General features: G+C 72.2%; 27 protein-coding genes. 14 read left to right on the top strand and 13 right to left on the bottom strand.

Annotated elements, in window-relative coordinates:
• Nucleotides 1-37: 37 nt before the first annotated feature.
• Nucleotides 38-1,432: an L-serine ammonia-lyase gene (locus tag GQQ93_RS12900; RefSeq protein ID WP_157424650.1), complete on the top strand. Its 1,395-nt coding sequence runs from the start codon at nt 38-40 to the stop codon at nt 1,430-1,432.
• A 64-nt stretch (nt 1,433-1,496) separates the two neighbouring features.
• Entirely contained in the window at nt 1,497-1,694 is a 198-nt protein-coding gene (locus GQQ93_RS12895; protein ID WP_157424649.1) for a hypothetical protein, read from the top strand.
• 7 nt (nt 1,695-1,701) lie between these two features.
• Here the strand turns inward: GQQ93_RS12895 and GQQ93_RS12890 are convergent, their stop codons facing one another.
• The 3 genes from GQQ93_RS12890 to GQQ93_RS12880 form a co-directional block, all read right to left on the bottom strand.
• The gene (locus tag GQQ93_RS12890; protein WP_157424648.1) at nt 1,702-2,235 is read right to left on the bottom strand and encodes a rhodanese-like domain-containing protein; all 534 of its coding nucleotides are present in this window, start codon (nt 2,233-2,235) and stop codon (nt 1,702-1,704) included.
• Nucleotides 2,236-2,342: 107 nt separating this feature from the next.
• On the bottom strand, nt 2,343-3,632 hold the full coding sequence (locus GQQ93_RS12885; RefSeq protein WP_157424647.1) for a M18 family aminopeptidase: 1,290 nt from the start codon (nt 3,630-3,632) through the stop codon (nt 2,343-2,345).
• Nucleotides 3,633-3,696: 64 nt separating this feature from the next.
• On the bottom strand, nt 3,697-4,626 hold the full coding sequence (locus tag GQQ93_RS12880; RefSeq protein ID WP_157424646.1) for a DnaJ domain-containing protein: 930 nt from the start codon (nt 4,624-4,626) through the stop codon (nt 3,697-3,699).
• A 109-nt stretch (nt 4,627-4,735) separates the two neighbouring features.
• On the opposite strand from GQQ93_RS12880, the gene GQQ93_RS12875 reads away from it, so the two are divergent.
• Nucleotides 4,736-5,164, top strand: coding sequence for a DUF1761 domain-containing protein (locus tag GQQ93_RS12875; RefSeq protein ID WP_157424923.1), 429 nt, complete (start codon nt 4,736-4,738; stop codon nt 5,162-5,164).
• A gap of 39 nt (nt 5,165-5,203) precedes the next feature.
• Here GQQ93_RS12875 and GQQ93_RS12870 read toward each other — a convergent pair whose 3' ends face one another.
• Both GQQ93_RS12870 and GQQ93_RS12865 read right to left on the bottom strand, forming a co-directional pair.
• Nucleotides 5,204-6,763: a DUF7059 domain-containing protein gene (locus GQQ93_RS12870; protein ID WP_157424645.1), complete on the bottom strand. Its 1,560-nt coding sequence runs from the start codon at nt 6,761-6,763 to the stop codon at nt 5,204-5,206.
• Between the two features lie 49 nt (nt 6,764-6,812).
• Nucleotides 6,813-7,433 carry an RBBP9/YdeN family alpha/beta hydrolase gene (locus GQQ93_RS12865; RefSeq protein WP_157424644.1) on the bottom strand — a complete coding sequence of 207 codons (621 nt, stop codon included), beginning with the start codon at nt 7,431-7,433 and terminating at the stop codon, nt 6,813-6,815.
• A gap of 191 nt (nt 7,434-7,624) precedes the next feature.
• Between GQQ93_RS12865 and GQQ93_RS12860 the strand changes: the two genes are divergently transcribed.
• Nucleotides 7,625-7,963, top strand: a complete 339-nt coding sequence (locus GQQ93_RS12860) for a hypothetical protein (RefSeq protein WP_157424643.1) — start codon at nt 7,625-7,627, stop codon at nt 7,961-7,963.
• 22 nt (nt 7,964-7,985) lie between these two features.
• Here GQQ93_RS12860 and pnuC read toward each other — a convergent pair whose 3' ends face one another.
• The 5 genes from pnuC to GQQ93_RS12835 form a co-directional block, all read right to left on the bottom strand.
• A complete protein-coding gene (gene pnuC / locus GQQ93_RS12855) occupies nt 7,986-8,657 on the bottom strand; it encodes a nicotinamide riboside transporter PnuC (RefSeq protein WP_157424642.1) in 672 nt (223 codons plus the stop codon).
• Nucleotides 8,654-9,088 (bottom strand): DUF3054 domain-containing protein, encoded by a 435-nt coding sequence (locus GQQ93_RS12850; RefSeq protein ID WP_246192318.1) that lies wholly within the window; start codon nt 9,086-9,088, stop codon nt 8,654-8,656. Before GQQ93_RS12850 ends, pnuC begins: the two co-directional genes overlap by 4 nt.
• Before the next feature lie 108 nt (nt 9,089-9,196).
• Nucleotides 9,197-9,973 (bottom strand): amino acid ABC transporter ATP-binding protein, encoded by a 777-nt coding sequence (locus GQQ93_RS12845; RefSeq protein ID WP_157424641.1) that lies wholly within the window; start codon nt 9,971-9,973, stop codon nt 9,197-9,199.
• The gene (locus GQQ93_RS12840; RefSeq protein ID WP_157424640.1) at nt 9,970-10,980 is read right to left on the bottom strand and encodes an amino acid ABC transporter permease; all 1,011 of its coding nucleotides are present in this window, start codon (nt 10,978-10,980) and stop codon (nt 9,970-9,972) included. Before GQQ93_RS12840 ends, GQQ93_RS12845 begins: the two co-directional genes overlap by 4 nt.
• Before the next feature lie 20 nt (nt 10,981-11,000).
• Nucleotides 11,001-11,903 (bottom strand): ABC transporter substrate-binding protein, encoded by a 903-nt coding sequence (locus GQQ93_RS12835; protein WP_157424639.1) that lies wholly within the window; start codon nt 11,901-11,903, stop codon nt 11,001-11,003.
• A gap of 276 nt (nt 11,904-12,179) precedes the next feature.
• On the opposite strand from GQQ93_RS12835, the gene GQQ93_RS12830 reads away from it, so the two are divergent.
• From GQQ93_RS12830 to GQQ93_RS12795, 8 genes are all read left to right on the top strand, one after another.
• Nucleotides 12,180-13,388 carry an MFS transporter gene (locus GQQ93_RS12830; RefSeq protein ID WP_157424638.1) on the top strand — a complete coding sequence of 403 codons (1,209 nt, stop codon included), beginning with the start codon at nt 12,180-12,182 and terminating at the stop codon, nt 13,386-13,388.
• Between the two features lie 12 nt (nt 13,389-13,400).
• Complete coding sequence (locus GQQ93_RS12825; RefSeq protein ID WP_157424637.1) at nt 13,401-14,234, top strand: aldo/keto reductase; 834 nt, start codon at nt 13,401-13,403, stop codon at nt 14,232-14,234.
• 127 nt (nt 14,235-14,361) lie between these two features.
• A complete protein-coding gene (locus GQQ93_RS12820; RefSeq protein ID WP_157424636.1) occupies nt 14,362-15,324 on the top strand; it encodes a DUF4349 domain-containing protein in 963 nt (320 codons plus the stop codon).
• 54 nt (nt 15,325-15,378) lie between these two features.
• Nucleotides 15,379-16,542, top strand: a complete 1,164-nt coding sequence (locus tag GQQ93_RS12815; protein ID WP_157424921.1) for an acyl-CoA dehydrogenase family protein — start codon at nt 15,379-15,381, stop codon at nt 16,540-16,542.
• Nucleotides 16,543-16,633: 91 nt separating this feature from the next.
• The gene (locus GQQ93_RS12810; RefSeq protein WP_157424635.1) at nt 16,634-16,780 is read left to right on the top strand and encodes a hypothetical protein; all 147 of its coding nucleotides are present in this window, start codon (nt 16,634-16,636) and stop codon (nt 16,778-16,780) included.
• Nucleotides 16,781-16,790: 10 nt separating this feature from the next.
• Nucleotides 16,791-17,666 carry an alanyl-tRNA editing protein gene (locus GQQ93_RS12805; protein WP_157424634.1) on the top strand — a complete coding sequence of 292 codons (876 nt, stop codon included), beginning with the start codon at nt 16,791-16,793 and terminating at the stop codon, nt 17,664-17,666.
• A gap of 77 nt (nt 17,667-17,743) precedes the next feature.
• On the top strand, nt 17,744-18,238 hold the full coding sequence (locus GQQ93_RS12800) for a cation:proton antiporter regulatory subunit (protein ID WP_157424633.1): 495 nt from the start codon (nt 17,744-17,746) through the stop codon (nt 18,236-18,238).
• Between the two features lie 13 nt (nt 18,239-18,251).
• Complete coding sequence (locus GQQ93_RS12795) at nt 18,252-19,439, top strand: cation:proton antiporter (RefSeq protein ID WP_157424632.1); 1,188 nt, start codon at nt 18,252-18,254, stop codon at nt 19,437-19,439.
• Nucleotides 19,440-19,457: 18 nt separating this feature from the next.
• Here GQQ93_RS12795 and GQQ93_RS12790 read toward each other — a convergent pair whose 3' ends face one another.
• Entirely contained in the window at nt 19,458-20,585 is a 1,128-nt protein-coding gene (locus GQQ93_RS12790) for an LLM class flavin-dependent oxidoreductase (protein WP_157424631.1), read from the bottom strand.
• Nucleotides 20,586-20,776: 191 nt separating this feature from the next.
• Here GQQ93_RS12790 and GQQ93_RS12785 point away from each other — a divergent pair, with 191 nt between their 5' ends.
• Entirely contained in the window at nt 20,777-21,430 is a 654-nt protein-coding gene (locus GQQ93_RS12785; RefSeq protein ID WP_212277336.1) for an NADPH-dependent F420 reductase, read from the top strand.
• A 42-nt stretch (nt 21,431-21,472) separates the two neighbouring features.
• A complete protein-coding gene (locus tag GQQ93_RS12780; RefSeq protein ID WP_157424629.1) occupies nt 21,473-22,165 on the top strand; it encodes a DNA alkylation repair protein in 693 nt (230 codons plus the stop codon).
• Nucleotides 22,166-22,171: 6 nt separating this feature from the next.
• On the opposite strand, the gene GQQ93_RS12775 is transcribed toward GQQ93_RS12780, so the two are convergent.
• Entirely contained in the window at nt 22,172-23,668 is a 1,497-nt protein-coding gene (locus GQQ93_RS12775; RefSeq protein ID WP_157424628.1) for an MFS transporter, read from the bottom strand.
• A gap of 27 nt (nt 23,669-23,695) precedes the next feature.
• Nucleotides 23,696-24,644 (bottom strand): hypothetical protein (locus tag GQQ93_RS17900; RefSeq protein WP_170296196.1); only part of this gene is annotated, 949 nt, incomplete at its 5' end.

Genomic DNA, 24,644 nt, shown 5'->3' with positions numbered 1-24,644 from the left:
AGGCATCCGTGCGCGTGAAGCGGCGTAGCCTTGAGGGGTGACAGCGTTCGTCTCTGCCCTCGATCTGTTCTCGATCGGGATCGGCCCCTCGAGTTCGCACACCGTCGGCCCCATGCGGGCGGCTCGAATGTTCGTCGAGGCGCTCGACGAACAGGGTGCCCTCGGTGCGGTCACCCGTGTCTCGTGCTCGCTCTACGGCTCGCTCGGCGCGACGGGCCTCGGCCACGGCACCCCCGACGCGGTCGTCGCGGGCCTCGCGGGCCTCGAACCGCACGACTGCGATCCCGACGACGTGCGCGGCGCCTGGGCGCGGCTCGACGAGTCCGGCCCCGACGGCGCCGAGGTGCGCCTCTTCGGTCGGCACCCGATCCGGCTGCGGCAGAGCGACATCTCGCTCGAGCCCCGCACGCGCCTGCCCGGCCACCCGAACGCGATGACCCTGCAGGCGTTCGGCGACGGGCCCCTCCCGATCGCCGAGGAGACGTACTACTCGGTCGGCGGCGGCTTCATCCGCCGGGAGGGCGATGCCGCGAGCGAGGCCGAGGCACTGCGCCACCCGCTCCCCTACTCGACCGCAGCTGAACTCCTCGCGCTCTGCGAGGAGCACGGCGTCTCCTTCTGCGACATCTCGCGCCACAACGAGGTCGCGGTGCACGGCGAGGCCGGCATCGACGAGGGCCTCGACGCGATCTGGGCGGCGATGGCCGAGTGCGTCGCGCACGGCATGACGACCGAGGGCACCCTGCCCGGCGGGCTCAAGGTGAAGCGCCGCGCCCCCGAGGTGCGCCGTCGTCTCGAGGCCTACGACCACGACGAGATCGAGGCCGTGCACCACCGCGACACCTCGACCGAGTGGCTGCACGCCTTCGCCCTCGCCGTCAATGAAGAGAACGCCTCCGGCGGGCGCGTCGTCACCGCGCCGACGAACGGCGCGGCGGGCATCATCCCGGCGGTCGGCCACTACTACCTGCGCTTCGTGCCCGGCGCGGATGCCGCAGGCATCCGCCGCTTCCTGCTCACCGCCTCGGCCATCGCGAGCCTCGTGAAGAAGAACGCCTCGATCTCGGGCGCCGAGGGCGGCTGCCAGGCCGAGGTCGGCTCGGCGTGCGCGATGGCCGCGGGCGCGCTGTGCGCGGTGCTCGGCGGAACGCCGGGGCAGATCGAGAACGCCGCCGAGATCGCGATGGAGCACCACCTCGGCCTCACCTGCGACCCCGTCGCGGGGCTCGTGCAGGTGCCGTGCATCGAGCGCAACGCGATCGCGGCCTCGACGGCCGTCTCGGCCGCGCGTCTCGCGCTGCACGGCGACGGCACGCACCTCGTCTCGCTCGACACCGTGATCGAGACGATGCGCCAGACCGGCATCGACATGATGACGAAGTACAAGGAGACGAGCGAGGGCGGTCTCGCGGTGAACGTCATCGAGTGCTGACGCCCGCCCTGTCCCCCAGACGGGGACTCTCCCGGCGACGCGCCGCTTCTGTCACAGTTTCCCCATGGAAAGCGACCCGACGATCGACCCGTCCTTCTTCTTCGGCGCCGGCCTCATCGGCCTCATCATCGGCCTGGTGATCTATCTCGCCGTTCTCGCGCTCATGCTGTGGATCGGCTACGTGATCATCAAGGCCGCCGTGCGCAACGGCCTGCGCGAGCACACCATGTGGCTGGAGAGCCGCAGGGGCCCCCTGCGCTGACCTCGGTTCAGCAGTCGCAGCTGATGCCCCCGGCACCGGCGGCGGGCGAACCGCCGAGCCCTGAGCGGCCGACGTTGGTGAGCGGGTCGGCGGCGAGCTGCGCGAGCCCGTCGGCCGTCTCGTAGGCGAAGCCCTCGCGCACCCAGTACTCGAAGCCGCCGATCATCTCCTTCACGGGGTGCCCGAGCCGGGCGAACTCGAGGGCTGCACGCGTTGCCCCGTTGCATCCGGGGCCCCAGCAGTAGACGACCACCGCGGTGCCCGGCCCGACGAGCGCGGTGCCCTCCTCGGCGATGCGGCGGCGCGGCAGGTGCACCGCCCCGGGCACGTGGCCCTGCGCCCACGCCTCGTCGCTGCGGGTGTCCACGAGCACGAACCCGGCACCGCCCTCGGCGAGCGCCGCGGCGACGTCCGAGACGTCCGCTTCGACCGCGAGGCGAGCCGCGAAGTGTGCGATCGCCGCCTCGGGCGAGGCGACCGTGTCGAAGAGCGCAGCGGTGGCGGAGGCGGCCGGGGCGACGGGGGCGGTGAGTTCGGTCATGCGCCCAGACTGCCAGCCGGCGTGCCTCGGGACGCAGGAAAATCGCGCCAATCCGCGGCGACATCCGGCCAGCCCCGCGGCATGCGGCCGCCTGGCCGGGTCGGAGCTCAGGCGGGCGCGAAGAACGCCGTCACAGCGGCACCGAGTGCGGCGAGGTCGTCGACGTGCGCGAGCTCGCGGGCCGAGTGCATCGAGAGCAGCGGCACCCCGACGTCGACGGTGCGGATGCCGAGGCGGGTCGCGGCGAGCGGCCCGATCGTCGAGCCGCACGGGATCGCGTTGTTCGACACGAAGGGCTGGGTCGGCACGCCCGCCTGGCGGCAGACCCCCGTCCACAGCGCCGAGCCGACGGCGTCGCTCGCGTAGCGCTGGTTCGCGTTGAGCTTCAGCAGGGGGCCGCCGCCGAGCACGGGACGGTTCGCGGGGTCGTGCCGCTCGGGGTAGTTCGGGTGCACGGCGTGGCCGGCGTCGGAGGAGAGGATCCATGACGCGGCGAACGCGCGACGGCGCTCGTCGTCGCCGGCGCCGAGGCCCGCGGCGATGCGCACGAGTACATCTTCGAGCATGGGGCCGCTCGCGCCCGAACGCGACTCCGAGCCGAGCTCCTCGTGGTCGAAGGCCGCGAGCACGCTGACATGTCCGGCCTCGGCCGGGGCGGCGAGCAGGGCCACGAGTCCGGCGTAGACCGAGCTGAGGTTGTCCATGCGGCCGGAGGCGAACAGCTCGCCCGAACGGCCGAAGCGCGCGGGAGCGTTCGTGTCGGCGACGAGCACATCGTGCCCGACGATCGTCGCCCCCGGCACGCCGGCGAACCTGGCGAGCTCGGCGAGGAGGTCGGCCTCGTCGTCGCCGACGACGCCCCAGACCGGCTGCGTGTGGCGCTGCTTGTCGAGGGTGAGGCCCTTGTTCACCTCGCGGTCGAGGTGGATGGCGAGCTGCGGGATGCGCAGCATCGGCCCGGTGCGCACGAGGTGCAGCGCGCCGTCGTCGGTGGCGATGCGGCCCGCGAGTTCGAGTTCGCGGTCGAGCCACGAGTTGAGCAGCGGCCCGCCGTACAGCTCGACGCCCGCCTGCAGCACGCCGTCGCCCGTGGTGGAGGGGTTCGGCTTGAGCTTGAACGAGGGCGAGTCGGTGTGCGCGCCGAGGATGCGGAACGGCGTCACGGGGCCGGCCCCGTCGGGCTGCACCCACGCGATCACCGCGCCGTCGCGCACGACGACCCGACGGCCGGGCGCGGCGGGCCACGCCTCGGTCTCGTCGAGACGATCGAACCCGGCGGCCTCGAGGCGCCGGGCGACCTCGGCGGCCGCGTGGTACGACGAGGGCGAGGCCTGCACGAATGCGGCGAAGTCCTCGATGTAGGCGTCGGTCGGGGTCACGGGCGTGGCAGCAGGCATGCCTCCATCCAACACCGCCGACCCCCTCGACGACGAACCGACCGGCACGGGCCGGGTGACGCGCTCAAGCGAAGCGCACCGTCGCCTGCAGGCGCGAGCGCACCTCCATGACCTCGGTGCCGCCGAGGTGGGCCGAACCGGGCAGCCCCTCGCGCACGGCGCTCGCGAGTCGCGAGCTGCGCACGAGGGCGATGGTCGCCCCGCGGTACGTGCCGCCGAGCTCGAGCGGCTCGGCCGCGTACTGGTCGGGAACGACGACGACGAGCGCGGTCGGCTTGACCTTCGCGGCCCTGCCGATGGCCTTCGCCCGGGCTGCGAGCGCCTTGATCGGCCGTTCACCCGCGAGCGCCTCGCCGACGAGTTCGCCGCGCTTCAGCGCGACGGGCCCGCCCCAGTCCTCCGACTGGATGGCGAAGAGCCCCGTCGGGCCGAGCACGAGATGGTCGAGCTTCGGGGGCAGCCCGTGCCCCGCGGCATCCGTCGCGAGGTCGTGCCAGATCGTGTAAGCGATACCGAGCGTCGACAGCGAACGCGCCGTCGCCTCCTCGGCGAGCGCATCGGCGAGCACATGGCGGATGTCACGGGGCGCGCCCCGCACGAGCGCCGGGTCGTACGGGTCGTCGAGGGGCGCTCCGCGCCCCACCCACTCACGGATCAGCCCGAGGTACCGCTCGCGGGAGAGCCCGCCGGGGTGGCCGTACGAACGCGCGAGCGGGCGCGAGTCGCGCCGCGGCCGAGGCGCGGCGGGCGCCCACGTCGCCGGGGTCGACTCCGCTCCTCCGCCGTTGCCGCGGTCGAACGCCGCTCGTGCCGCGGGCGTGCCGACGAGCACCCAGGCGCGCTGCACCGCGTGGAAGCGGGCCGGGTCGCCGCCGGTGTCGGGGTGGGCCACGCGCAGCGCGCGCCGATAGGCCAAGCGGAGCTCCGTGGCATCCGCGTCGGAGGCGACGCCGAGCACCTCGTACGGTGAGTCGGCGAGCGGTGAATCGGGCATGGGCTCGCTTTCGATCTGCGACCACGAGAATACCGCGCTGAACTGGGGCGCGGGTCTAGACTGCGGAGCAATCCGGCCCACCGGGCCGCCGAAGCACCGGGAGGCCGCGATGCTCGTGGAGGTCAACTACTGGGCGGTCGTCGTCGCGACGCTCTCGACGATGCTCGTCGGCTCGATCTGGTACACCCCGAAGGTGTTCGGCAACTACTGGATGCGCGTCGCGAAGGTCGACGACTCGGGCGACCGCGGCGCCGTCGGGCCGATCCTCACGACCCTCATCGTGAGCTTCATCTCGGCGTGGGTGCTCGCGATCGCCGCCCAGATCGCGTGGACCGCGCTCGGCGGCAACTACCTCGGGGTCACGATCATGGTCGGGCTCATGCTGTGGGCCGGATTCACCGCGGCCCGCTTCATCACCCACGACGCCTTCGAGGGCCGTCCTCCCGGGCTCACCATCCTGAACATCGCCCACGAGCTCGTGACCGTCATCGTGATGGCGCTCATCATCGGCGTCTGGCCGCCGGCCGGCACCGTCTGACCGCGCCCCTGCGTTCGCCGCCGGATGCCACGTGCCCGATCACGCGTCGGGCAGCAGCAGCATCCCGTCGTCGATGAGTTCGCGTACCGCGGGCAGCAGCTCTGCGGCGAGCGCCTGCTCGTCGACCTCGAGCAACTGGGCGAGCGCGGCGATGATCGCTCCGACCGCGAGTTCGCCGTCGCAGGCGCCGACGAGGGCCGCGAGGCCCGTGCCCGGCGAGACGGTGCGCCCGAAGCCGCCGCCCTGGCGCAGCAGCATCGCCGTGGGGTCCTCGTCGCCGGGCCAGTAGTGCCGCTCCTCGGTGACGTCGCCGGCGACGCGCAGGCGCAGCATGCCGAGTTCGGCGTCGCTCGCGAGCGCCTGGCGGTCGTGCGCGGCGAGCATCACGGCGAGGTGTCGGCCGAGCGCGGAGGCATCGCCGCCGAGCGGCCCGTGGCGGCGCTCCACGCGCGCGAGCGGTGGCGCCGCCGAGGCATCCGGCTGCTCGACGGGTCGGCGCAGCAGCACGTACCCGAACCCGACGCGATCGACGCCGCGCGCCTCGAAGTCGTCGAGCCAGGCGTCGTAGAGGCGGTCGAAGGCGGGGGTGCCGGGGCGCGTGCCCCCGTCGCGGATCCAGGTCTCGGCGTACTCGGCGACACCCTGCACCTCGCGTTCGACGAACCAGTGCTCGAGCCCGGTCGACGACGCCCAGGCGACGGCCCGCTCGAGACCGTCGGCCTCGCCGCGGTACTCCCAGTTCGCGAGCAGCTGCGCGACGCCGCCGGGCTCGAGGTGCTCGGCCGCACCCCGCACCACGGCCTCGACGAGCGCGTCGCCGACCATGCCGCCGTCGCGGTAGTCGTATTCGGGCACGCCCTCGGTGCGGGGTGTGATCACGAACGGCGGGTTCGACACGATGCGGTCGAAACGCTCGCCCGCGACGGGTTCGAAGAGACTGCCGTGGCGCAGTTCGACACCCTCGATGCCGTTGAGCCGCAGGTTCATTTCGGCCAGCACGAGGGCACGTTCGGAGATGTCGGTGGCGACGACCTCGTCGGCGAACCGTGCGGCGTGCATCGCCTGGATGCCGCAGCCGGTGCCGAGGTCGAGCACCCGCCTCGCCGGCGTCGGCAGCATGAGGCCCGAGAGCGTCATCGAGGCGCCGCCGACCCCGAGCACGTGGTGCTCGCCGAGGGCGTGGCCGAGGGCGAGCTCGCCGAGGTCCGAGAGGATCCACCACTCCACCTCGCCCCGCTCGTCGGCGAAGGCGTAGGGGCGCAGGTCGAGGGCGGCGGTGACCTTCCCGCCCGACTCGCGCACGAGTCCGAGCCGGGCGGCGCCGTCGACGCCGAGCGTCGCGAGCGCCTCGCCCACCTCTGCGACAGGCACCGGGAGGCCGAGCACGAAGAGCTCGGCCAGCGCGGCGAGCGGTGCGGATGCCCCGTGCTCGCCGCGGCGCGCGTCGAGCACGCGCCGCGCGGGCACGCGCTCACCGCGGTGCAGCGCCGCGGCTGCCTCCTCGCCCCAGAGCCCCTCGAGGGCGTCGACGGTGTAGTCGGCTCGGCGGAGGTCGTCGGCGAGGCGGGTCAGGAGTTCGGGGCTGCGTGCGGGATCCACCCGACCATTCAAGCGCAGCGGGCAGGCGGATGCGGCCGCCGGATGGCGTTCAGCGGGCGGCGCCGACCCCCACGACGAGCTCGAGGAGGAGCGGGAACGGCCCGAAGCCGTCGTCGATGGTGAGGTGGCCGCCGCCCTCGACGACGACCCGCTCGAGATCGAAACGCGCCGCGAGGCCCTCGGCCTCGACCGGCGAGTACGGGTCGACGTCGCCTGCGACCACGACAGGGGGTTCCCCGCTCGCCGCGGTGAGGGCGGCGGCGACGGCGCTCGCGGAGATCGCACCGCGCTCGTCGCTCACGTCGCCGCTCGTCGCGAACGGCGCGATCTCGGGGATCGCCGTCACGACCGCATCCGAGGGCGGCGCGGCGAGCAGCACACGTCGCGCGACGGGGTCGCCGAGGCCTGCCGCGGCCCGCGCACGGGCATGCGCGACCCAGAGCAGGCAGCCGAGGCTGTGCGCGACGACCGTGAGCTGCTCGGGGTCGGTGCCGCGCAGCTCGTCGTCGAGTGCGGCGAGCCACTCGCCGCGTACGGGCGCGTCGGGCTCCGGCAGTTGCGGATACCGCACCTCATGGCCGCGCCCGCCGAGCTCCTCGGCCAGCCAGCGCTGCCAATGCCCATCGGGCCTGCGGTTCTGCCAGCCGTGCAGAATGAGCACCTGGGCCATGGCGTCCCTCCGATCACTGCGGGCGCCGTTCGCCCACGACGCCCATTCAAACCCGGCGGGGCGCCGTGGCGCGCGATGCACGTCACACAGGCGTCATCTGCGCGACATCCTCGATTGCGCCCCGTAACCCGAGCGTCACACGGTGCGCGTAGCGTGGGCATACGATCGTGGCACCGAGGGGAGGTCGCAGAATGACGGAGTCACCGGCACCGGCGCTCGAGCGCCTGCGTCAAGACGCGCGCGACGAGCTCGCCGCGCTCATCGAGCTGCGCTGCCGGCTCGGCGAAGACCCCTGGGAGTTCCTGCCCGAACTCCCCTCGGTCGACGAGCAGGTCGTCGCGACCCTGCGCGAAGACCGCCTCCGCTCAGACGAGTGGGCTCCGGCACGCTCCCGCGCCTACCACCCGGCCGCGCGTCAGGGCGAGGCCGCCCGATTCGAGTTCGACCTCCTGCGCGGCATCGCGCTGGAGCATCCCGAACTGAGCGCGGCCGTCTGGTCGGTGCTCGACCGGGTGCCCGCCGCCTGGTGAGGCGGCAGCCGCGACCGGCCCCTCAGGCCGGGCCGGCGAGCGATTCGGTACGGCGCCGCTGCACCCGCATCCAGGTGAAGAACCCGAGCAGCGTGAAGGCGCCGTAGAAGAGGTACATCAGGGCCGAGGCGTAGTACCCGGCCGAGACGAGCAGCGGCACGCCGACGATGTCGACGGCGACCCAGACGAGCCAGAACTCCGTCCAGCCCTTGGCCATGCCCCAGGTCGCGAGGAGCGAGCCCATGAAGATCCAGGCGTCGGCCCACACCGGCTCGAAGGAGCCGAGTGCGCGGAAGATCGGGGTGAGCACGAGCGTGCCGCCGACGAGGAGCCCCACGAGCAGCAGCCGCTCGCGTCCGCTCGCCCACCGCGGGTCGACCGCCGAGGCGCCCACCGCCGCGTTGCGGTGACGCGACCACTGCACCCAGCCGTAGATCGAGACGCAGATGAACATCAGCTGGCGGCCCGCCTGCCCGAGCAGGTTGACCGGGTTGGGCGTGTCGAAGACGGCACCCATGAAGACCGTGAACAGCAGCGCATTGCCGACGATGCCGACCGGCCAGGCCCACACCTTGCGCCGCAGGCCGCCGAGCGCGCTCGCGAGCCCGAACAGGTTGCCGACGATCTCGCGCCAGAGGATCACCTGGTCGCCGATGACGAGCTGGGCGTCGAAGAGCCACTCGATCGGGTTCACGGTGCGGCCGATGCGCCGTTCGCCTCGGCCTCCGCCGCCGCGCGGGCGGCCCGCCGACGAACTCGGAAGCCCTCGATCGCACGCCAGCCGAGGAGGAAGAGTGCGAGCGTCACCGTCGCCACGATGACGAAGGCGATCGCCGCGCCCTCACCGGTCAGCACGCGCAGCCCCAGGCCGCCCGCGACGGTCACCGCCCAGACGACGACCCCCGTCGGCCAGATCGCGAGCGGGCGACGCCACGCCAGCGAGACGAGCCATCCGACGACGAGCGCCACGAGGAACGGCCAGCCCGTGTGCACGACACCCGCGAGGTCGACGCTCTCGCCGTGGCTGCGGCGGCCGATCATCACGAAGAGCACGACGAGCACGGCGTCGACGAAGAAAGCGCCCACGGCGCCGGCGGCCTGAGACGGGGTGTTCTGGCGGTTCACCCCTCAATCGTAGAGCCCCGCCGAACGCGAGAGCCCGGTGGGTACGCGAGAGCCCGGTGGGCGGGCACGATCGCCTGCTCCACCGGGCTCACCGGATCCTGCTGCCGGTCAGAGCACCTTCGAGAGGAAGGCGCGGGTGCGCTGGTGCTGCGGGTTCGACAGCACCTCGCGCGGGTCGCCCTGCTCGACGACGACGCCGCCGTCCATGAAGACGAGCGTGTCGGCGACCTCTCGCGCGAAGCCCATCTCGTGGGTCACGACGATCATCGTCATGCCGCTCTTCGCGAGCTCCTTCATGACCTCGAGCACCTCGCCGACGAGCTCGGGGTCGAGCGCCGACGTCGGCTCATCGAAGAGCATGAGCTTCGGCTCCATCGCGAGCGCGCGGGCGATCGCGACGCGCTGCTGCTGCCCGCCCGACAGCTGCGACGGGTAGTAGTCGCTGCGTTCGGCGAGGCCGACCCGGGCGAGCAGTTCGAGCGCGCGCGCCTTGACCTGCCCCTTCGGCTGCCCCTTCTTCAGCAGCGTCGGAGCGAGCATCACGTTCTCGACCGCCGTCATGTGCGGGAAGAGGTTGAAGCGCTGGAACACCATGCCGATGTCTCGACGCTGCTTCGCGGCGTCCTTCGGGTGCAGCTCGTAGATCTTGTCACCGTGCTGGCGGTAGCCGACGAGCGAGCCGTCGACCGACAGGCGGCCGGCGCTCACCGTCTCGAGGTGGTTGATGCAGCGCAGGAAGGTCGACTTGCCCGAACCCGAGGGGCCGACGAGGCAGAGCACCTCGCCGCGCTTCACCTCGAGCGAGATCGAGCGCAGCACGGTGTTCGAGCCGTACGCCTTCGAGACGGCTTCGGCCTTCACCATGGGGGTTTCCGCGGCGTTCATGCGCCTCCTCCCGGACGGTTCGAGGGCGGCACGACACCCGGCAGCTCGCCGGGCTCGACGGCAGCCATGGCACTGGTCTCGACGGTCGGTTTCTGCGGGGCGGGGCGCTGGTCGACGCCCTTCGCGAAGTGCCGCTCGAGGTAGTACTGGCCGACCATCAGGATCGACGTGATCGCGAGGTACCAGATCGAGGCGACGATCAGCATCGGCACCGGCTGGTACGTCTTCGCCGCGATGTCGCTCGTGCGGGTGAACAGCTCGAGCGAGAACGGCACCGCGGTGACGAGCGAGGTCGTCTTCAGCATCGAGATGACCTCGTTGCCCGTCGGCGGGATGATCACCCGCATCGCCTGGGGCAGGATGACCCGGCTCATCGTGTGCCACCAGCCGAGGCCGAGGGCGGTGGCCGCCTCGTCCTGGCCCTTGTCGACGGCCAACAGGCCGGCGCGCACGATCTCGGCCATGTACGCGGCCTCGTTCAGTGCGAGGCCGATGACGGCGAGGAAGAAGTAGCTGAACAGATCGCTCGTGTCGAAGGAGACCCACGGCTCGGTGAAGGGGATGCCGATGTCGATCGTCTTGTAGATGACGCCGATCAGCCCCCAGAACACCAGCTGCACATACACCGGGGTGCCGCGGAACAGCCAGAGGTACGCCCACGCGACCGACTTCACGACCGGGTTCGGCGAGAGCCGCATGACGGCGAGCGCGACGCCGAGCAGGATCGCGATGACCATCGAGTAGATCGTCAGCTGCAGGGTGTAGCCGGCCGCCTCGATGACGCGCACGTCGAAGAGGTACTTGCCGACCTCGGGCCAGTTGTAGACCGGGCGGTTCACGGCCGCGTCGACGATGAAGAGCACGGCGATCGCGGCGAGCACGATCGCGAGCACCATGCGCCACGGATGGCGCAGCTTGATCGCCTTGATGGCCTCGGGCGGAGTCTCTGCTCCTGGGCCGGTCGGCGGGGTCTCGGACCCCGCCGGCCGGGAAGGCGTTTCGGACATGACTGCGGTGTCCTACCGGGTCAGTTGGTCGCGCCGTTGATGACGGCCTCGTCGACCGCACCCGACTCGATGCCGGCCGCCGTGAGGATCTCGAGGTAGGTGCCGTCGTCGATGAGCGACTGCAGCGCGGCCTGCACGGCCTTCGTCATGTCGCTGCCCTTCTGGGTGGCGAAGCCGTACGGGGCGGCGTCGAACATCTCGCCGACGGTCTCGAGCTGGCCGTCGAGCTTCGAGACCGCGTCGCCGGTCACGGGCAGGTCGGCCGAGAAGGCGTCGGCCTTGCCGTTGACGACCGCGGTCGTGACCTCGGGCTGGCCGTCGAACGGCAGGATCTCGATGGCCGGCTCACCCGCGTCGAGGCACGCCTGGTTGCGGGCGGGCAGCTCATCGGTGTGCTGGATGGTGCCGGCCTGGACCGCGACGGTCTTGCCGCAGGCGGTGTCGGGGGTGATGTCGCTGCCCGCGGGAGCGGCCCACAGGCTGCCCGCGTTCAGGAAGTCGACGAAGTCGACCGAGGCCTGACGTTCGACCGTGTCGGTGAACGACGACGAGCCCATGTCGAGCGCGCTCTCCTGGATGCGCGGGATGATGCTGTCGAAGCTCAGGATCTCCCATTCGGGCTCGAGGCCGAGCTTGGCCGAGACCGCCTCGGCGAGCTCGACGCCCCAGCCGGTCGGGTTGCCCGCGTCGTCCTTGTACTCGTTCGGCGGGTACTCGGCGTCGGTGCCGATGCGCAGCACGCCCGAGTCCTTGACCTCGGCGGGCAGCAGGGCGACCGCGGCGTCGTCGGCCGTGATCGAGGTCGTGGGGGCGTCGCTCTCGGCGGAACCGCCCTCGCTGGCCGAGTTGTTCACGCAACCCGTGAAGAGCAGTGCCGCGGCGGATGCGACGGCGGCCGGCAGGAGAAGTCGGCGGATGTTCATGTTTGGTACCTCTGTCGTCACGCGATCAATGGGGACAAGACGGCCGGGCGTATCGCAAGGCTCCGTCGCCGTACCGGTAGAGCCTAAACCACGGTTCGCCGCACGCATGCATATCGCCGTATCACGATTCGGCTGCGATTGGTTTCGTTCGTTTCGAACAGAGCTGACGCAAGATTCCGTACTTTTTGGCACCCGATGCCGCGCGACCCCCGGTCGGCGCGGCGCACTCGGATGATGCGCTGCCCGTGGCATCCCGCTCGATAGGCTGGGCCCACCGTGGGAAGCTACTCAGAACTGCTCAAGACCCAGGGCGTCGCGCGCATCATCGCCGCCCAGCTGACGGCGCGCTTCCCGTTCGGCATGCTCTCGCTCGCGTTCCTCCTCCACGTCGAGCAGCAGACCGGCTCCTACGGCGCCGCCGGCCTCGTGCTCGCCGCCACCTCGATCGGCCAGGCCATCGCCGGGCCCTTCACGAGCCGGCTCATGGGCCGCTTCGGCATGCGCCCGGTGCTCATCATCACGCTCGTCGTGTGCGTCACCGGCGTCGTGGCGATCGGCGTGCTGCCGCTCACCGTTCCCCTCTATATGGCGATCGGGTTCATCGCCGGGCTCGCGACCCCGCCCGTGCAGCCGGCCGTGCGCACCATCTATCCGAAGATGGTGAACTCCCGCCAGCTCACGCCGCTGTTCTCGCTCGACGCCTCGGCCCAGGAGATCATCTGGGTGGTCGGGCCGGTCGTGACGACGTTCGTCTCGACGCAGATCGGCACGGTGTGGGGCATCCTGCTCGCCGCTGCGCTCATGGTCGTCGGCGGCGCCTGGTTCATCTCCTCGCCCGAGCTCGGGCGCGTGCGCATCCCGCGCTCGAAGCGCAGGCTCGGCGTCGTGCTGACCCGGCCGCCCGTGCTCCTCGCGACGGTGGTCGGGTTCCTCCTCATCGGCGCGTGCGCCGCGATCGAGGCCGGGGTCGTCGCCGTGTTCGGGCACGACGGGGCCGAGGCCGGCATCGTGCTCGCGATCTTCTCGGTCGGCTCGCTCGCGGGCGGGCTCTTCCTCGGTCATGTGCCCATCGGGCCGTGGTCGACGGCCCGCCGCATGTTCATCGTGTTCGCGGGAACCGCGCTCGCCGCGTTCGTCATGGACTTCTGGTGGCTCTCGATCACCCTGTTCATCGCCGGCATCGGCATCGCCCCCGCGCTCGCGGTGCTCTTCGCGATCGTCTCGTCGAGCGTGAAGTTCTCCGACACCGCCGAGGCCTACGGCTGGGTCGGCACCGGCCAGCTCATCGGCGCGGCCCTCGGCTCGGCGCTCGCCGGGTTCCTCATCGACGGCTACGGCGCCCAGGGCGCGTTCTGGGCGGCGACGGGGCTCGCCTTCCTCGGCTTCCTCGTGCCGGCGCTCGCCCGGCGATGGCACCCCGATCTCCGCGGGCGCGACGCGAGCCCGATCCCCGACACCGAACCGGTGCCGCTGCAACCGAGTTAGAGAACCGGCAGGATGTCACGAAACCTCGACCCAGCGCCGCTGCTGCCGCTCGCCGACGGCGCGGTCATCCCCCAGCTCGGCTACGGACTGTACAAGGTGCCGCCGGCCGACGCGACGAGGCTCAGCCTCGAGGCGATCGAGGCCGGCTACCGCCACCTCGACACGGCCGCCTTCTACGGCAACGAGCGCGAGGTCGGCGAGGCGGTGCGCGCCGCGCCGGTACCGCGCGAGGAGCTCTTCGTCACGAGCAAGGTCTGGAAGGACGACAACGGCTACGACGAGGCGCTGCGCGCGTTCGAGGCCTCGATGGCGCGCCTGGGTCTCGAACGGCTCGACCTTCTCCTCATCCACTGGCCGGTGCCGTCGACCGACCGCTTCGTCGACACGTGGCGCGCGCTCGTCCGCCTCCGCGACGAGGGCCGGGTGGGCTCGATCGGTGTCGCGAACTTCCACGCCCACCATCTCGAGCGGATCATCGGCGAGACCGGCGTCGCCCCCGTCGTCAACCAGGTCGAGCTGCACCCGTGGCTGCCCCAGATCGAGCTGCGGGCGTTCGACCTGGCCCACGGCATCCTCACCGAAGCCTGGTCGCCGCTCGCCCGCGGCCGGGTGCTCGCCGATCCGGTGCTCGCCGAGCTCGCGGCCCGGCACGGTCGCACACCGGCGCAGATCGTCCTCCGCTGGCACGTGCAGCTCGGCAACGTCGTCATCCCGAAGGCGTCCTCGCCCGCGCGCATCCGCGAGAACCTCGACGTCTTCGACTTCGAGCTGCGCCTCGGCGACCTCGCCGAGATCGCCGCGCTCGAGAGCGGCGAGCGCACCGGGCGCGACCCCGACGACGACTGATCCCGGTCGCTCGGTCACGGCCCGGTCACGAGCAGGTCACGGCCCGGTCACAGGCGAAATCCGATCGTGACCCGACTCCCAGCGAGCGTCCAGACAGCGACTGCTGCGCCGGTCCTAGCCTGACCGCATGAGACGAATCGCGCCCGTGGCCGCAGCCGCCGCACTCACCGTTCTGCTCCTCGCCGGGTGCTCGATGGGCTCGGGCGGCGAGAGTTCCGGCTACGAACCCGCGATGCCGGCGCCGGCTGAGGGCGGCGATACCGGGCAGTCCGCCGACGAGGCGGCCGACGCCGATGGCGGCAGCCCGGCAGCCACGCAGAGCGTCATCACGACGGGACGCATGTCGATCACCGTCGACGACCCGCTCGCCGCGGCTGAAGAAGCCGCCGCCCTCGCCGACGACGCGGGCGGCCGGACCGAGAGCCGCACCGAGCAACCGGGCGCCGGCTCGGCGTCGCCGCGCGCCGAGCTCGTGCTCAGGGTGCCCGCCGACGAGCTCGATGCGGTCGTCGACGAGCTGCGGGAGTTCGGACACGTCAACGGGGTCACGATGAACGAGTCCGACGTCTCGACCGAGCGCAAGGACCTCGACGCGCGGATCGAGGCGCTCGGCGCGTCCGTCGACCGGCTCGAGCTGTTGCTCTCGCAGGCGTCCACGATCACCGACCTCATCGCGATCGAGTCGGAGCTGACGACCCGGCAGGCCGAGCTCGACAGCCTCACGCAGCAGCGCGACTGGCTCGTCGACCAGGTCGACTACTCGACGTTGACGGTCGAGCTGATCACCGTCGAGACGGCCCCCGACACCGCGCCCGACGACTTCTGGAGCGGGCTCGCTGCGGGGTGGGCGGCCCTCGTCGGGTTCGCCTCGGCGCTCGGCGTCGCGATCGGCGTGCTCCTGCCGTGGATCGCGGTACTGCTCGTGATGGCGGCGATCGTCGTGCTCGTCGTCGTGCTCGCGACCCGCGGTCGCCGGCGAGCGACGCCCGTCACGACGCCCGCCGCGCCCGCGGCCCCGTCCGGGCCCGCCGCGCCCGCGGCCGATCCGCAGCGCCCGGCACCCTCCCCCGAAGACGAGCCCCGGGCGTAGTCTGGCGGCGTGAGCGCGACGACCGAGAACCCGACGCCCGAGTCCACGACGACGATGCCCCCCACGCCCGAGTCCCTGCTCGGCGACGAACTCCTCGAACGGTTCCGGGCGAGGGCCGCCGAGTCCGATCGCGACAACGCATTCTTCGACGACGACCTCGCCGAGCTGCGCTCCGCCGGCTACCTGACCGCGCTCGTGCCGGTCGAGTTCGGCGGCCTCGGCTGGTCGACGCTCGATGTCGTGCGCGCGCAGCAGCGGCTCGCGGGCGCCGCGCCGGCGACGGCCCTCGCGGTCAACATGCATCTCGTCTGGACGGGCGTGGCGAAGGTCCTCCGCGACCGGGGCGACGACACGCTCGAGTTCGTGCTGCGCGAGGCGGGCGCCGGCGAGATCTTCGGCTTCGGCATCAGCGAGGCGGGCAACGACCTCATGCTCTTCGGCTCCCGATCGACGGCCGAGCCGCAGCCCGACGGCGGCTACCGCTATACGGGGCGCAAGATCTTCACCTCGCTCTCGCCGGCGTGGACGAGGCTCGGCACGATGGGCCTCGACCGCGTCTCGCCCGACGCCCCGAAGCTCGTCTACGGCTTCATCGACCGCGAGGACCCCGACGTCAAGGTCCTCGACGACTGGAACACCATGGGCATGCGGGCCAGTCAGAGCCGCACGACGGTGCTCGACGGCGCCTACGCCCCGGCCGACCGCATCGTGCGCCGCCTCGACCCGGGTCCGAACACCGACCTCCTCGTCTTCGGCATCTTCGCGAACTTCGAGCTGCTCCTCGCCTCGGTGTACACGGGCATCGGCGCGCGCGCGCTCGAGCTCGCGGTGGCCGCGGCCCACCGCCGCACCTCGATGAAGCACGACGGCCGGCCGCTCGCGCACGACCCCGACGTCCGCTGGCGCGTCGCCGACGCCGCACTCGCCTACGACGCCGTTCCGCCCCAGCTCGAGGCCGTCGCGCGCGACCTCGACGGGCTCGTCGACCACGGCGCCGCCTGGTTCCCGAAGCTCGTCGGGGTGAAGATCCGTGCCACCGAGACCGCGAAGCACGTCGTCGACCAGGCGGTCAGGGTGGCGGGCGGCTCGAGCTACTTCGCCGGCTCGGAGCTCGGTCGGCTCTACCGCGACGTGCTCGCGGGCATCTTCCACCCCTCCGACGACGAGTCCGCGCACGCCACGGTCGCGAACGCGTGGCTCGGCCCCGTCCCCGACTGACCGCGACGGGTTTGGCTAGACTTGCGAGGGCGACGAACGTCGCCAACGCACACTGGAGGTCGTTGTGAACGTCGTCGCCACCGTCATCGCCATGGCATTTTTCGTCTTCGGCATGTGGGTCATGAGCATCGCCCCCGAGGTGGCCGGCTTCGAGGCGGCGACCTTCTTCTCCGGCATCATCGCCGTGGCGCTCGCCCTCGCGATCCCGTTCCACGTGCTCGGCCGCGCCGACGACTGAGCGCGCCGCGATGACCCTTCCGGCGCACGACACCCGCGTCACCTACCCCGCAGGCTCGCTCGCCGAGCGGGCGACGGTGCTGCACGTCCAACCCGCGGGCGAGGGCCTCGTCGCCGTCGTCACCGACGTCACGGCCTTCCACCCGGTCGACGCCGCCTGGCCCGACCAGCCGGCCGACGCGGGCGCGATCATCCTCGCCGACGGCACGCAGCTGCCGATCCGCGACGCGGTCGTCGCCGCGAGCGACGGCACCGCACTGCACCTCGGCGCCGACGTCCCGGTGCGCAAGGGCACCGAGGGCTGGGCGTTCCTCGTCGCGCACCTCGTCGACGCGGGTTCGGCGATCGCCGAGGGCGACGAGGTCGAGATCACGGCGGAGGCCACGGCGCGCCGCGCCCTCTCCGCCGGGCACACGGCCTGCCACGCGGCATCCCTCGCCCTGAATCTCGCACTCGAGGGCCGCTGGTCGAAGCCGGCGCGCACCGACGCGCTCGGCCGGCCCGACTTCGACGGCATCGCGATCGCCTCGAGCCGAATCGAGCCGAACGGCTCGCTCGACCGGTATCGCCTGAACAAGTCGCTGCGCCGTGCCGGCTTCGACGTCGCCGGCCTCGCCGACGAGCTCGGCGCGCTCGGCGAGACGATTTCGGCGACGGTCGGCGAGTGGGTCGCGGCGGGATCGCCCGTGCGCATCGATCGCGACGGCGACGGCCTCACCGATCGCAGGTACTGGGTTGCCGAGCTGCCCGGCGGCGCCGCGTCGATCGCCTGCGGCGGCACCCACGTCGGCTCGCTCGCCGAGCTCGGTCGGGTCGAGGTCGCCCTCGAGCTCGTCGACGACGGCGGCACGCCGGTGCTCGAGATGCGCACGCGCACCGGCGCCTGAGCCCGACGGCTCCGGGGCATCCAGCACACCGACGTCGATCGGCCGCGCCACCGCCGAACGGGGTTACGATTGCCGACGTGGGTATTCGCATCGAGAAGGTCGATCTGCCCGGGATCGGCGTGCGTCACGACCTCGTGACCGAAGCCGGGCGCCGCATCAGCGTGGTCTCGCATCGCGACGGCGAGCGCGATCTCGGGGTCTTCGACATCGACGACCCCGACGCGTGCCGCGATTCGGTCGCGCTGAACGACGACGAGGCGGCTGCGCTCGCCGACGTGCTCGGCGCCTCGGTCATGCTGAGCCGGCTCACGAGCCTCTCCGACGAGACCGCGGGGCTGTACACCGAGCAGATCGCGCTGCCGACGGACTCCCCCTACCTCAACTCCACGCTGGGCGACACGAAGGCCCGCACTCGCACGCATGCCTCGATCGTGGCGATCGTGCGCGACGGCGCGGTGATCCCCTCCCCGACGCCCTCCGAGTCCCTGCGCGCGGGCGACGTCATCGTCGTCGTCGGCACCCGCGAGGGGCTCGACGGCGTGTCGCGCCTGCTCGCCAACGGACCCGACTGACGCCGGGCCCCGTATGCATGAGACGACGCTCCTCCTCATCGAAGTCGGCGCGCTGCTTCTCGGCATGAGCCTGCTGGGGCGCCTCGCCCTCCTGATCGGCCTGTCGCCGATCCCCTTCTACCTCCTGCTCGGCCTCGCCTTCGGCGACGGCGGCATCTTCCCGTTCGACGCGAGCATCGAGTTCCTGCAGACCGGCGCCGAGATCGGCGTCATCCTGCTGCTCGCGCTCCTCGGCCTCGAGTACACGGCGAGCGAGCTCTTCGCCAGCCTGAAGTCGGCGCGCAAGCCGGGCATCCTCGACGGGCTGCTGAACGCGCTGCCCGGAGCGGGGTTCGCGCTCATTCTCGGCTGGGGTCCGGTCGCCGCGGTGGCGCTCGCGGGCGTCACGTGGGTGTCGTCCTCGGGCGTGATCGCGAAGCTCCTCCGCGACCTCGGGCGCCTCTCGAACCGCGAGACCCCGGCCATTCTCGGCGTGCTCGTCATCGAAGACCTGGCGATGGCCTTCTACCTGCCGGTGCTCTCGGCGATCGTCGTCGGCGTGAGCCTCTGGCAGGGCGCGATCGCCGTCGCAATCGCCGTCGCGGTCGTGACGGTGATCCTCTACATCGCACTCCGGCATGGGCATATCGTGTCGCGGCTCTTCCCCGCCGACCACGCCGAGCCGCTGCTGCTCGGAGTGCTCGGGCTCACGATGCTCGTCGCCGGCCTCGCCCAGGAGGTCTCCGTGTCGGCCGCGGTCGGCGCCTTCCTCGTCGGCATCGCGCTCTCGGGGCGCGTGGCGGCGAACGCCAGCCAGGTGCTGACGCCGCTCCGCGACCTCTTCGCCGCGACGTTCTTCGTCTTCTTCGGGCTCACGACCGACTCGTCGGGGCTCATGTCGATGCTGCTGCCGGCGCTCCTGCTCGCCGCGATCACGATCGTGACCAAGCTCATCACCGGCGCCTATGCGGCCAGGCGGGCCGGGGTCGGCACGCTCGGCCAGTGGCGCGCGGGCTTCTCGCTCGCCCCGCGCGGCGAGTTCTCGATCGTCATCGCCGGGCTCGCGGTGAGTGCCGGCGTCGAGCCCGCGATCGCACCGCTCGCCACGGCCTACGTGCTCATCACGATCATCGCGGGCACCTTCCTCGCCAGGCTTCCGGATGCCACGTGGTTCCGCGCGGCCGTGCGCGCCCGGCAGCAGCGCGCACGGCTGTCGGCCTGAGCCGGGCGCGTCGCCCGCCTACTCCCCCCGCTCGGCGTTCGCCCCTGCATCGGCGCGGTCGGCCTGTGCGAGCGCCGCGGCGGCGTCGAGTTCGGCATCTGCGGCATCGGCTTCGGCGAGCAGCTCGCGCACGCGCGGCACGACCTCGCTGCCGTAGCGTTCGATGCTCCCCATCATCGCCTCGTGCGGCAGGGTGCCGTTCGAGTACTTGAGGTCGAAGCGCACGGCGCCGATGGTGCGCATCGCGCTCGCGATCTTGCGTGCGACGGTCTCGGGCGAGCCCGCGTAGAGCGCGCCGTGCTCCGAGGCCTCGGACTCGAAGTGCTCGCGGGTGACCGCACCCCAGCCGCGCTCGCGGCCGATGCGGTCGATGATCACCTGGTAGTGGGGCCACAGCGTGTCGAGCGCGGCCTGATCGGTGTCGGCGATGAAGCCCGGCGAGTGGATGGCCACGGGCTGCGCCGGCTTGCCGAACTGCGCGAGCGCCTTGCGGTAGAGCTCGGCGAGCGGCGCGAAGCGCGCCGGGCTGCCGCCGATGATCGCCAGCACGAGCGGCAGGCCGTAGTGCGCGGCGCGCACGACCGACTCGGGGCTGCCGCCGACGCCGACCCAGGTCTTCAGGCGCCCGTGCTCGACCGGGGGGAAGACGAGCTGGTTCTCGAGCGGCGGGCGCAGCTCGCCGGCCCACGTCACCGGCTCCTGGTCGAGGAGCGCGGCGAAGAGGTTCAGTTTCTCCTCGAAGAGCTCCTGGTACTGGCTGAGTTCGAAGCCGAAGAGCGGGAACGACTCGATGAACGAGCCCCGCCCGAGGATGACCTCCGCGCGCCCTCCGGAGAGGCCGTCGAGCGTCGCGAAGCGCTGGAACACGCGCACGGGGTCGTCGGAACTCAGTACCGTCACCGCCGAGCCGAGATGGATGCGCTCGGTACGGCCGGCGATCGCGCCGAGGACGACCTCGGGGGCGGAGACGGCGAACTCGTGGCGGTGGTGCTCGCCGATGCCGAAGAAGTCGAGGCCGAGCCGGTCGGCGAGCACCGCCTCCTCGACGAGGTTCCGCAGCACCTGGGCGTGCGGGAGCACCGTGCCGTCGGGGGCGGCGGTGACATCCCCGAAGGTGTCGAGTCCGAATTCGTAGCGCTCGGTCATGCCGGCCCTTCTCTCCGCGTCTGCATGCGTATGCATGCTTCTTGGCGAAACCCGTGACGCCACGAGACTATTCCCCTGCGCGCCCGGCGACCAGCGCCCGGGCGGGAATGCCCGCCGCGCGAACCGCGTTGAAAGTCCATGTCGACGCATCCATCTCATGGCTCGCGCGTCGGGAATGGGAGCATGGAACGGTGACGGAACGTCCGGTGATCGGCATCTTCGGAGCGGGCAAGGTGGGCACCGCCCTCGCCCGACTGCTCGTCGACGCCGGCTACCGCGTACTCATGTCGGGATCGCCCCGGCAGACCGCGCTCGACCTCCTCGTCGGCGTCGTCGCCCCCGGCGCCGAGGTCGTCGCGCCCGAGGTGCTCGCCGCCGAGGCGCGCATCGTCATCGTCGCCGTGCCGTTCGGCAAGGCCGGCAGCGTGCCGTGGCCGGCCTTCGACGGTCGCATCGTCGTCGACGCCATGAACTACTGGCCGCCGGTCGACGGCAACATCGCCGAGGTCGACGACGACCCCCGCACGACGAGCGAGCAGAACGCCGCCCGAAATCCGCGCGCCCGGGTCGTGAAGTCGCTCAACCACCTCGGGTACCACGAGATGGAGGACGACAGCCTGCCCGCCGGAGACCCGCTGCGCCGCGCGCTCGCCGTCGTCGGCGACGACGACGAGGCACGGGCCGAGGTCGCCGCCCTCATCGACGCGATCGGCTTCGACCCGGTCGACGGCGGCGCGCTCGCGCACGGCCTCGCCCTCGAACCCGGCCACCCGGCCTTCGGCCGCGAGCTCTCCGCCGCCGAACTCGCCGCCCTGCTCACGCCCGTCGCCCACCTCGCGGCCTGATCCCGCCCTACGCTGTTCCCGACGGCGCGAACAGGGGCGGACATGGACGCAGCGGGGCTGATCGGCGAACTCGAGTCGCTGGCGAGCGAGGCCGAGCGGGTGAAGTACCGACGCTACTTCCCCGACGACGCCGCCTCGCCGTTCATCGGCGTGCGCATGGGCGCCGTCTTCGACCTCGCGAAGACCGCGCTGACGCTGCCCGTCGGCGAACTCGAACTGCTGCTCGAGGAGCCGACGCACGAGGTGCGCGCCCTCGCCTGCAGCATCATGGGCAAGTCCGCCGCGCATCGGGCCGGCGACGAGACCCGCCGCACCGAGCTGTACGAGCTCTACCTCCGCCGCCACGACCGCATCGACCAGTGGGATCTCGTCGACCTCGCTGCCCGCGACGTCATCGGCGCCCACCTGCTCGAGCGCGATCGGTCGCCGCTCGACCGGCTCGCGGCATCGGGCTTCTGGCCCGAACGGCGCACCGCGCTCGTCGCGACCTTCGCCTTCCTCAAGCGCGGGCAGACCGACGACGCCTTCTCACTCGGCGAGCGCCTCGCGCTCGACGAGGCGCCGTTCGTCCAGAAGGCGGTCGGCTGGGTGCTGCGCGCGGCCGGCGACCTCGACGAGGCGCGCCTGGTCGCTCTCGTCGAGCGCCACGCGGCGCGGATGCCGCGGGTCGCCCTCCGTGCCGCGATCGAGCACCTGCCGAAGGCGGAGCGGACGCGCGTCCTCGCGATCCGCTGAGCGCGTTCAACCCCCGTCGGAGACCTCGTCGGCCCCGATCGGACGGCGCTCCCGTCGCCGGGCGCCGAGGTCGGCGACCCCGATCGCGAACGCGATCGCGACGAACACGGCGACCGCGAGCATCCCGACCGCGTACGCGTCGTGGTAGACCACGAGGTCGGGATCGCCGTCGGCCTCGCGGAAGATCGTCGAGTAGAAGAGGGAGAGGGTCACCGCCGTGCCGATCGCGGTGCCGATGCGCTGGCCGAGCTGACCGACCGACCCCGCGAGACCGCCCTGCTTCACCGGGATGTCCATGAGCGTGAGGGTCTGGTTCGGCGAGACGACGAGGCCGCCGCCCGCACCGCCGATGATCATCGCCCCGGCCATCGCCCACGGTGTCACCTCGGGCGGGGTCAGGAGGGCGATGACGACGAGCAGCCCGATGCCGACGAGCAGCAGCACGAGCCCCCAGACGACCAGCGGCCGGCCGATGCGGTTCACGAGGTTGCCGCCGAGCCAGGAGCCGACGGCGCTCATGAGCGCGAACCCGATGCTCACCATGCCCGCGTAGACCGCCTCGAGTCCGAGGCCGTGCTGCAGGTAGAGGGTCGTCAGCAGGAACATCGACGGCATGGCCGCGAAGTAGACGCCGGCGAGCGCGGTCCCGTTGCGGAAGGAACTCACGGCGAACAGGCTGAGCGGCACGAGCGGATGGCGCCCGGAGGCCGCGTAGTGGCGCTCCCACGCGATGAACGCCGTCGCGGCGAACACGAACACGACGAGCACCCACCATCTGGCCGGGTCGTCGTCGGGCGAACCGGTCGTGAGCAGGAACGGCCACATCAACGAGAGCACCGTGACCGCGAAGAGCCCGAGGCCGACGGGGTCGAGCGAGAGCGGCTTGCCCGAGGGGTGTCGCGTCTGCGGAAGCAACCAGACCGCCAGCGCGATGGCGGCGAGCGCGAGCGGGACGTTGATCCAGAAGATGCCGCGCCAGCCGTCTTCGGGGCCGCCGATCGCGATCATGAGTCCGCCGAGCGTCGGCCCGAACGCGGTGGCGAGTCCGATCGTGGCACCGAACAGCCCGAACGCCTTCCCGCGTTCCTTGCCGTGGAAGAGCTCCTGGATGATGCCGAGCACCTGCGGCATCTGGATGCCCGCGGCGACGCCCTGGAACAGTCGGGCGATGAGCAGCACCGTGGCGTTCGGCGCGAGCGCGGCGACCAGGCTCGTCAGCGTGAACAGGCTGAGGCCGATGACGAACAGGGTCTTGCGCGATCGCTGGTCGCCGATGCGCCCCGCGGGCACGAGCGTGAGACCGAAGGTCAGCACGTAGCCCGCGACGATCAGCTGCAGCTCGGTCGAGCCCGCGTCGAAGGCGTCCTCGATCGCGGGCAGGCCGACGTTGACCTTCGAGAGGTCGAGGATGGTGAGCGCCGCCACCGCGACGCAGACCCAGAACGCGCGCCAGCGGTGCTGCTCGGAGAGCGGGATGGAACGGGTGACGGGTGGCACTGACATCCGCTCCAGCCTATGCCCGGCATGCGGTCACCCGCGCAGCGGGCCGCCTTGCTCCTGGCGGCGCGCGATCGGCGGCAGGGTCGCGAGTGCGATCACCGCGATCGACTGGACCGCGAGGGCGGGACGCAGGATCGTCCACAGTTCGCCGGGGTCGCCGAGGATCACGACGAGCTGCACCACGGGGGTCGATGCGGCGAGCAGCACGACCCACCAGAGGGCGCGGGAGCCGAGCACCCCACGGCGCGATGGGGCCAACCCGTCCGCACGCCCGGCGGAGAGCCCGAGCAGGAGCGAACCGGCCACGATCGACCCGCTCGCGAGCCAGGCGCTCGCAGCAGGCGCGACCGGCGCTGCGAGACCCGCAGCCGCGACGAAGGGGGCGAGCGCGATGACCGCGGTGCCGGCGAACGCGCCGAGGTCGGGTCGCACGGGGTCGCCGCGCTCGACCCGCGGGTCGGCCGAGCGTCCGCCCCGCGCCTTCCAGTCCTGGGTGCGGGCGATCTCGGAGAACGCGACGAGGCCGAGCACCATCATGCACTGCACGCCGAAGAACCAGCCGACGTATTCGGACGCGGCGCTGGGGTCGGCGAAGGCGACCGCGAGCACGAGCACCGGCGACAGCGCGGCGAGCGCGGCGACCCAGCGCAGGGCGACCGGGCTCAGCCGGCCGATGCGGCGGGGCGCGTTCGCCAGGCCGCGGCCCGCGGTGACCGCGAGCACGAGCTCGCCGGCGAGCAGCAGGGCCGTCGACGTCGCGTCGCCGACGACGCGGTCGAGGCCGATGAGTGCGGTGATGACGACGGTGACGGGGGCGAGCGCGACGAGCGCGACGCCGACGACCGCCCCCGGATCGGCCGGCCGGTCCTCGACGACGCGCGTCGGCAGGGCCGTCGGACGCGCCCGCCCGCGCGGGCGCGACACCGTCGCCGCGGCCTCGCCGACGGGCGCCGCCGCCGCGGCATCGGCGAGCTGCGCG

This window comes from Agromyces lapidis, from assembly GCF_009749405.1.
GTDB classification, from domain to species: Bacteria; Actinomycetota; Actinomycetes; order Actinomycetales; family Microbacteriaceae; genus Agromyces; species Agromyces lapidis.
This window is presented reverse-complemented; position numbering and strand designations above follow the sequence as displayed.

Coding starts and splice junctions, on each gene's coding strand:
- GQQ93_RS12895 (WP_157424649.1), top strand. CDS start 1,497: ATGGAAAGCGACCCGACGATCGACCCGTCCTTCTTCTTCGGCGCCGGC.
- GQQ93_RS12890 (WP_157424648.1), bottom strand. CDS start 2,235: ATGACCGAACTCACCGCCCCCGTCGCCCCGGCCGCCTCCGCCACCGCT.
- GQQ93_RS12885 (WP_157424647.1), bottom strand. CDS start 3,632: ATGCCTGCTGCCACGCCCGTGACCCCGACCGACGCCTACATCGAGGAC.
- GQQ93_RS12880 (WP_157424646.1), bottom strand. CDS start 4,626: ATGCCCGATTCACCGCTCGCCGACTCACCGTACGAGGTGCTCGGCGTC.
- GQQ93_RS12875 (WP_157424923.1), top strand. CDS start 4,736: ATGCTCGTGGAGGTCAACTACTGGGCGGTCGTCGTCGCGACGCTCTCG.
- GQQ93_RS12865 (WP_157424644.1), bottom strand. CDS start 7,433: ATGGCCCAGGTGCTCATTCTGCACGGCTGGCAGAACCGCAGGCCCGAT.
- GQQ93_RS12860 (WP_157424643.1), top strand. CDS start 7,625: ATGACGGAGTCACCGGCACCGGCGCTCGAGCGCCTGCGTCAAGACGCG.
- GQQ93_RS12845 (WP_157424641.1), bottom strand. CDS start 9,973: ATGAACGCCGCGGAAACCCCCATGGTGAAGGCCGAAGCCGTCTCGAAG.
- GQQ93_RS12840 (WP_157424640.1), bottom strand. CDS start 10,980: ATGTCCGAAACGCCTTCCCGGCCGGCGGGGTCCGAGACCCCGCCGACC.
- GQQ93_RS12835 (WP_157424639.1), bottom strand. CDS start 11,903: ATGAACATCCGCCGACTTCTCCTGCCGGCCGCCGTCGCATCCGCCGCG.
- GQQ93_RS12825 (WP_157424637.1), top strand. CDS start 13,401: ATGTCACGAAACCTCGACCCAGCGCCGCTGCTGCCGCTCGCCGACGGC.
- GQQ93_RS12820 (WP_157424636.1), top strand. CDS start 14,362: ATGAGACGAATCGCGCCCGTGGCCGCAGCCGCCGCACTCACCGTTCTG.
- GQQ93_RS12815 (WP_157424921.1), top strand. CDS start 15,379: ATGCCCCCCACGCCCGAGTCCCTGCTCGGCGACGAACTCCTCGAACGG.
- GQQ93_RS12810 (WP_157424635.1), top strand. CDS start 16,634: ATGGCATTTTTCGTCTTCGGCATGTGGGTCATGAGCATCGCCCCCGAG.
- GQQ93_RS12805 (WP_157424634.1), top strand. CDS start 16,791: ATGACCCTTCCGGCGCACGACACCCGCGTCACCTACCCCGCAGGCTCG.
- GQQ93_RS12795 (WP_157424632.1), top strand. CDS start 18,252: ATGCATGAGACGACGCTCCTCCTCATCGAAGTCGGCGCGCTGCTTCTC.
- GQQ93_RS12790 (WP_157424631.1), bottom strand. CDS start 20,585: ATGACCGAGCGCTACGAATTCGGACTCGACACCTTCGGGGATGTCACC.
- GQQ93_RS12780 (WP_157424629.1), top strand. CDS start 21,473: ATGGACGCAGCGGGGCTGATCGGCGAACTCGAGTCGCTGGCGAGCGAG.
- GQQ93_RS12775 (WP_157424628.1), bottom strand. CDS start 23,668: ATGTCAGTGCCACCCGTCACCCGTTCCATCCCGCTCTCCGAGCAGCAC.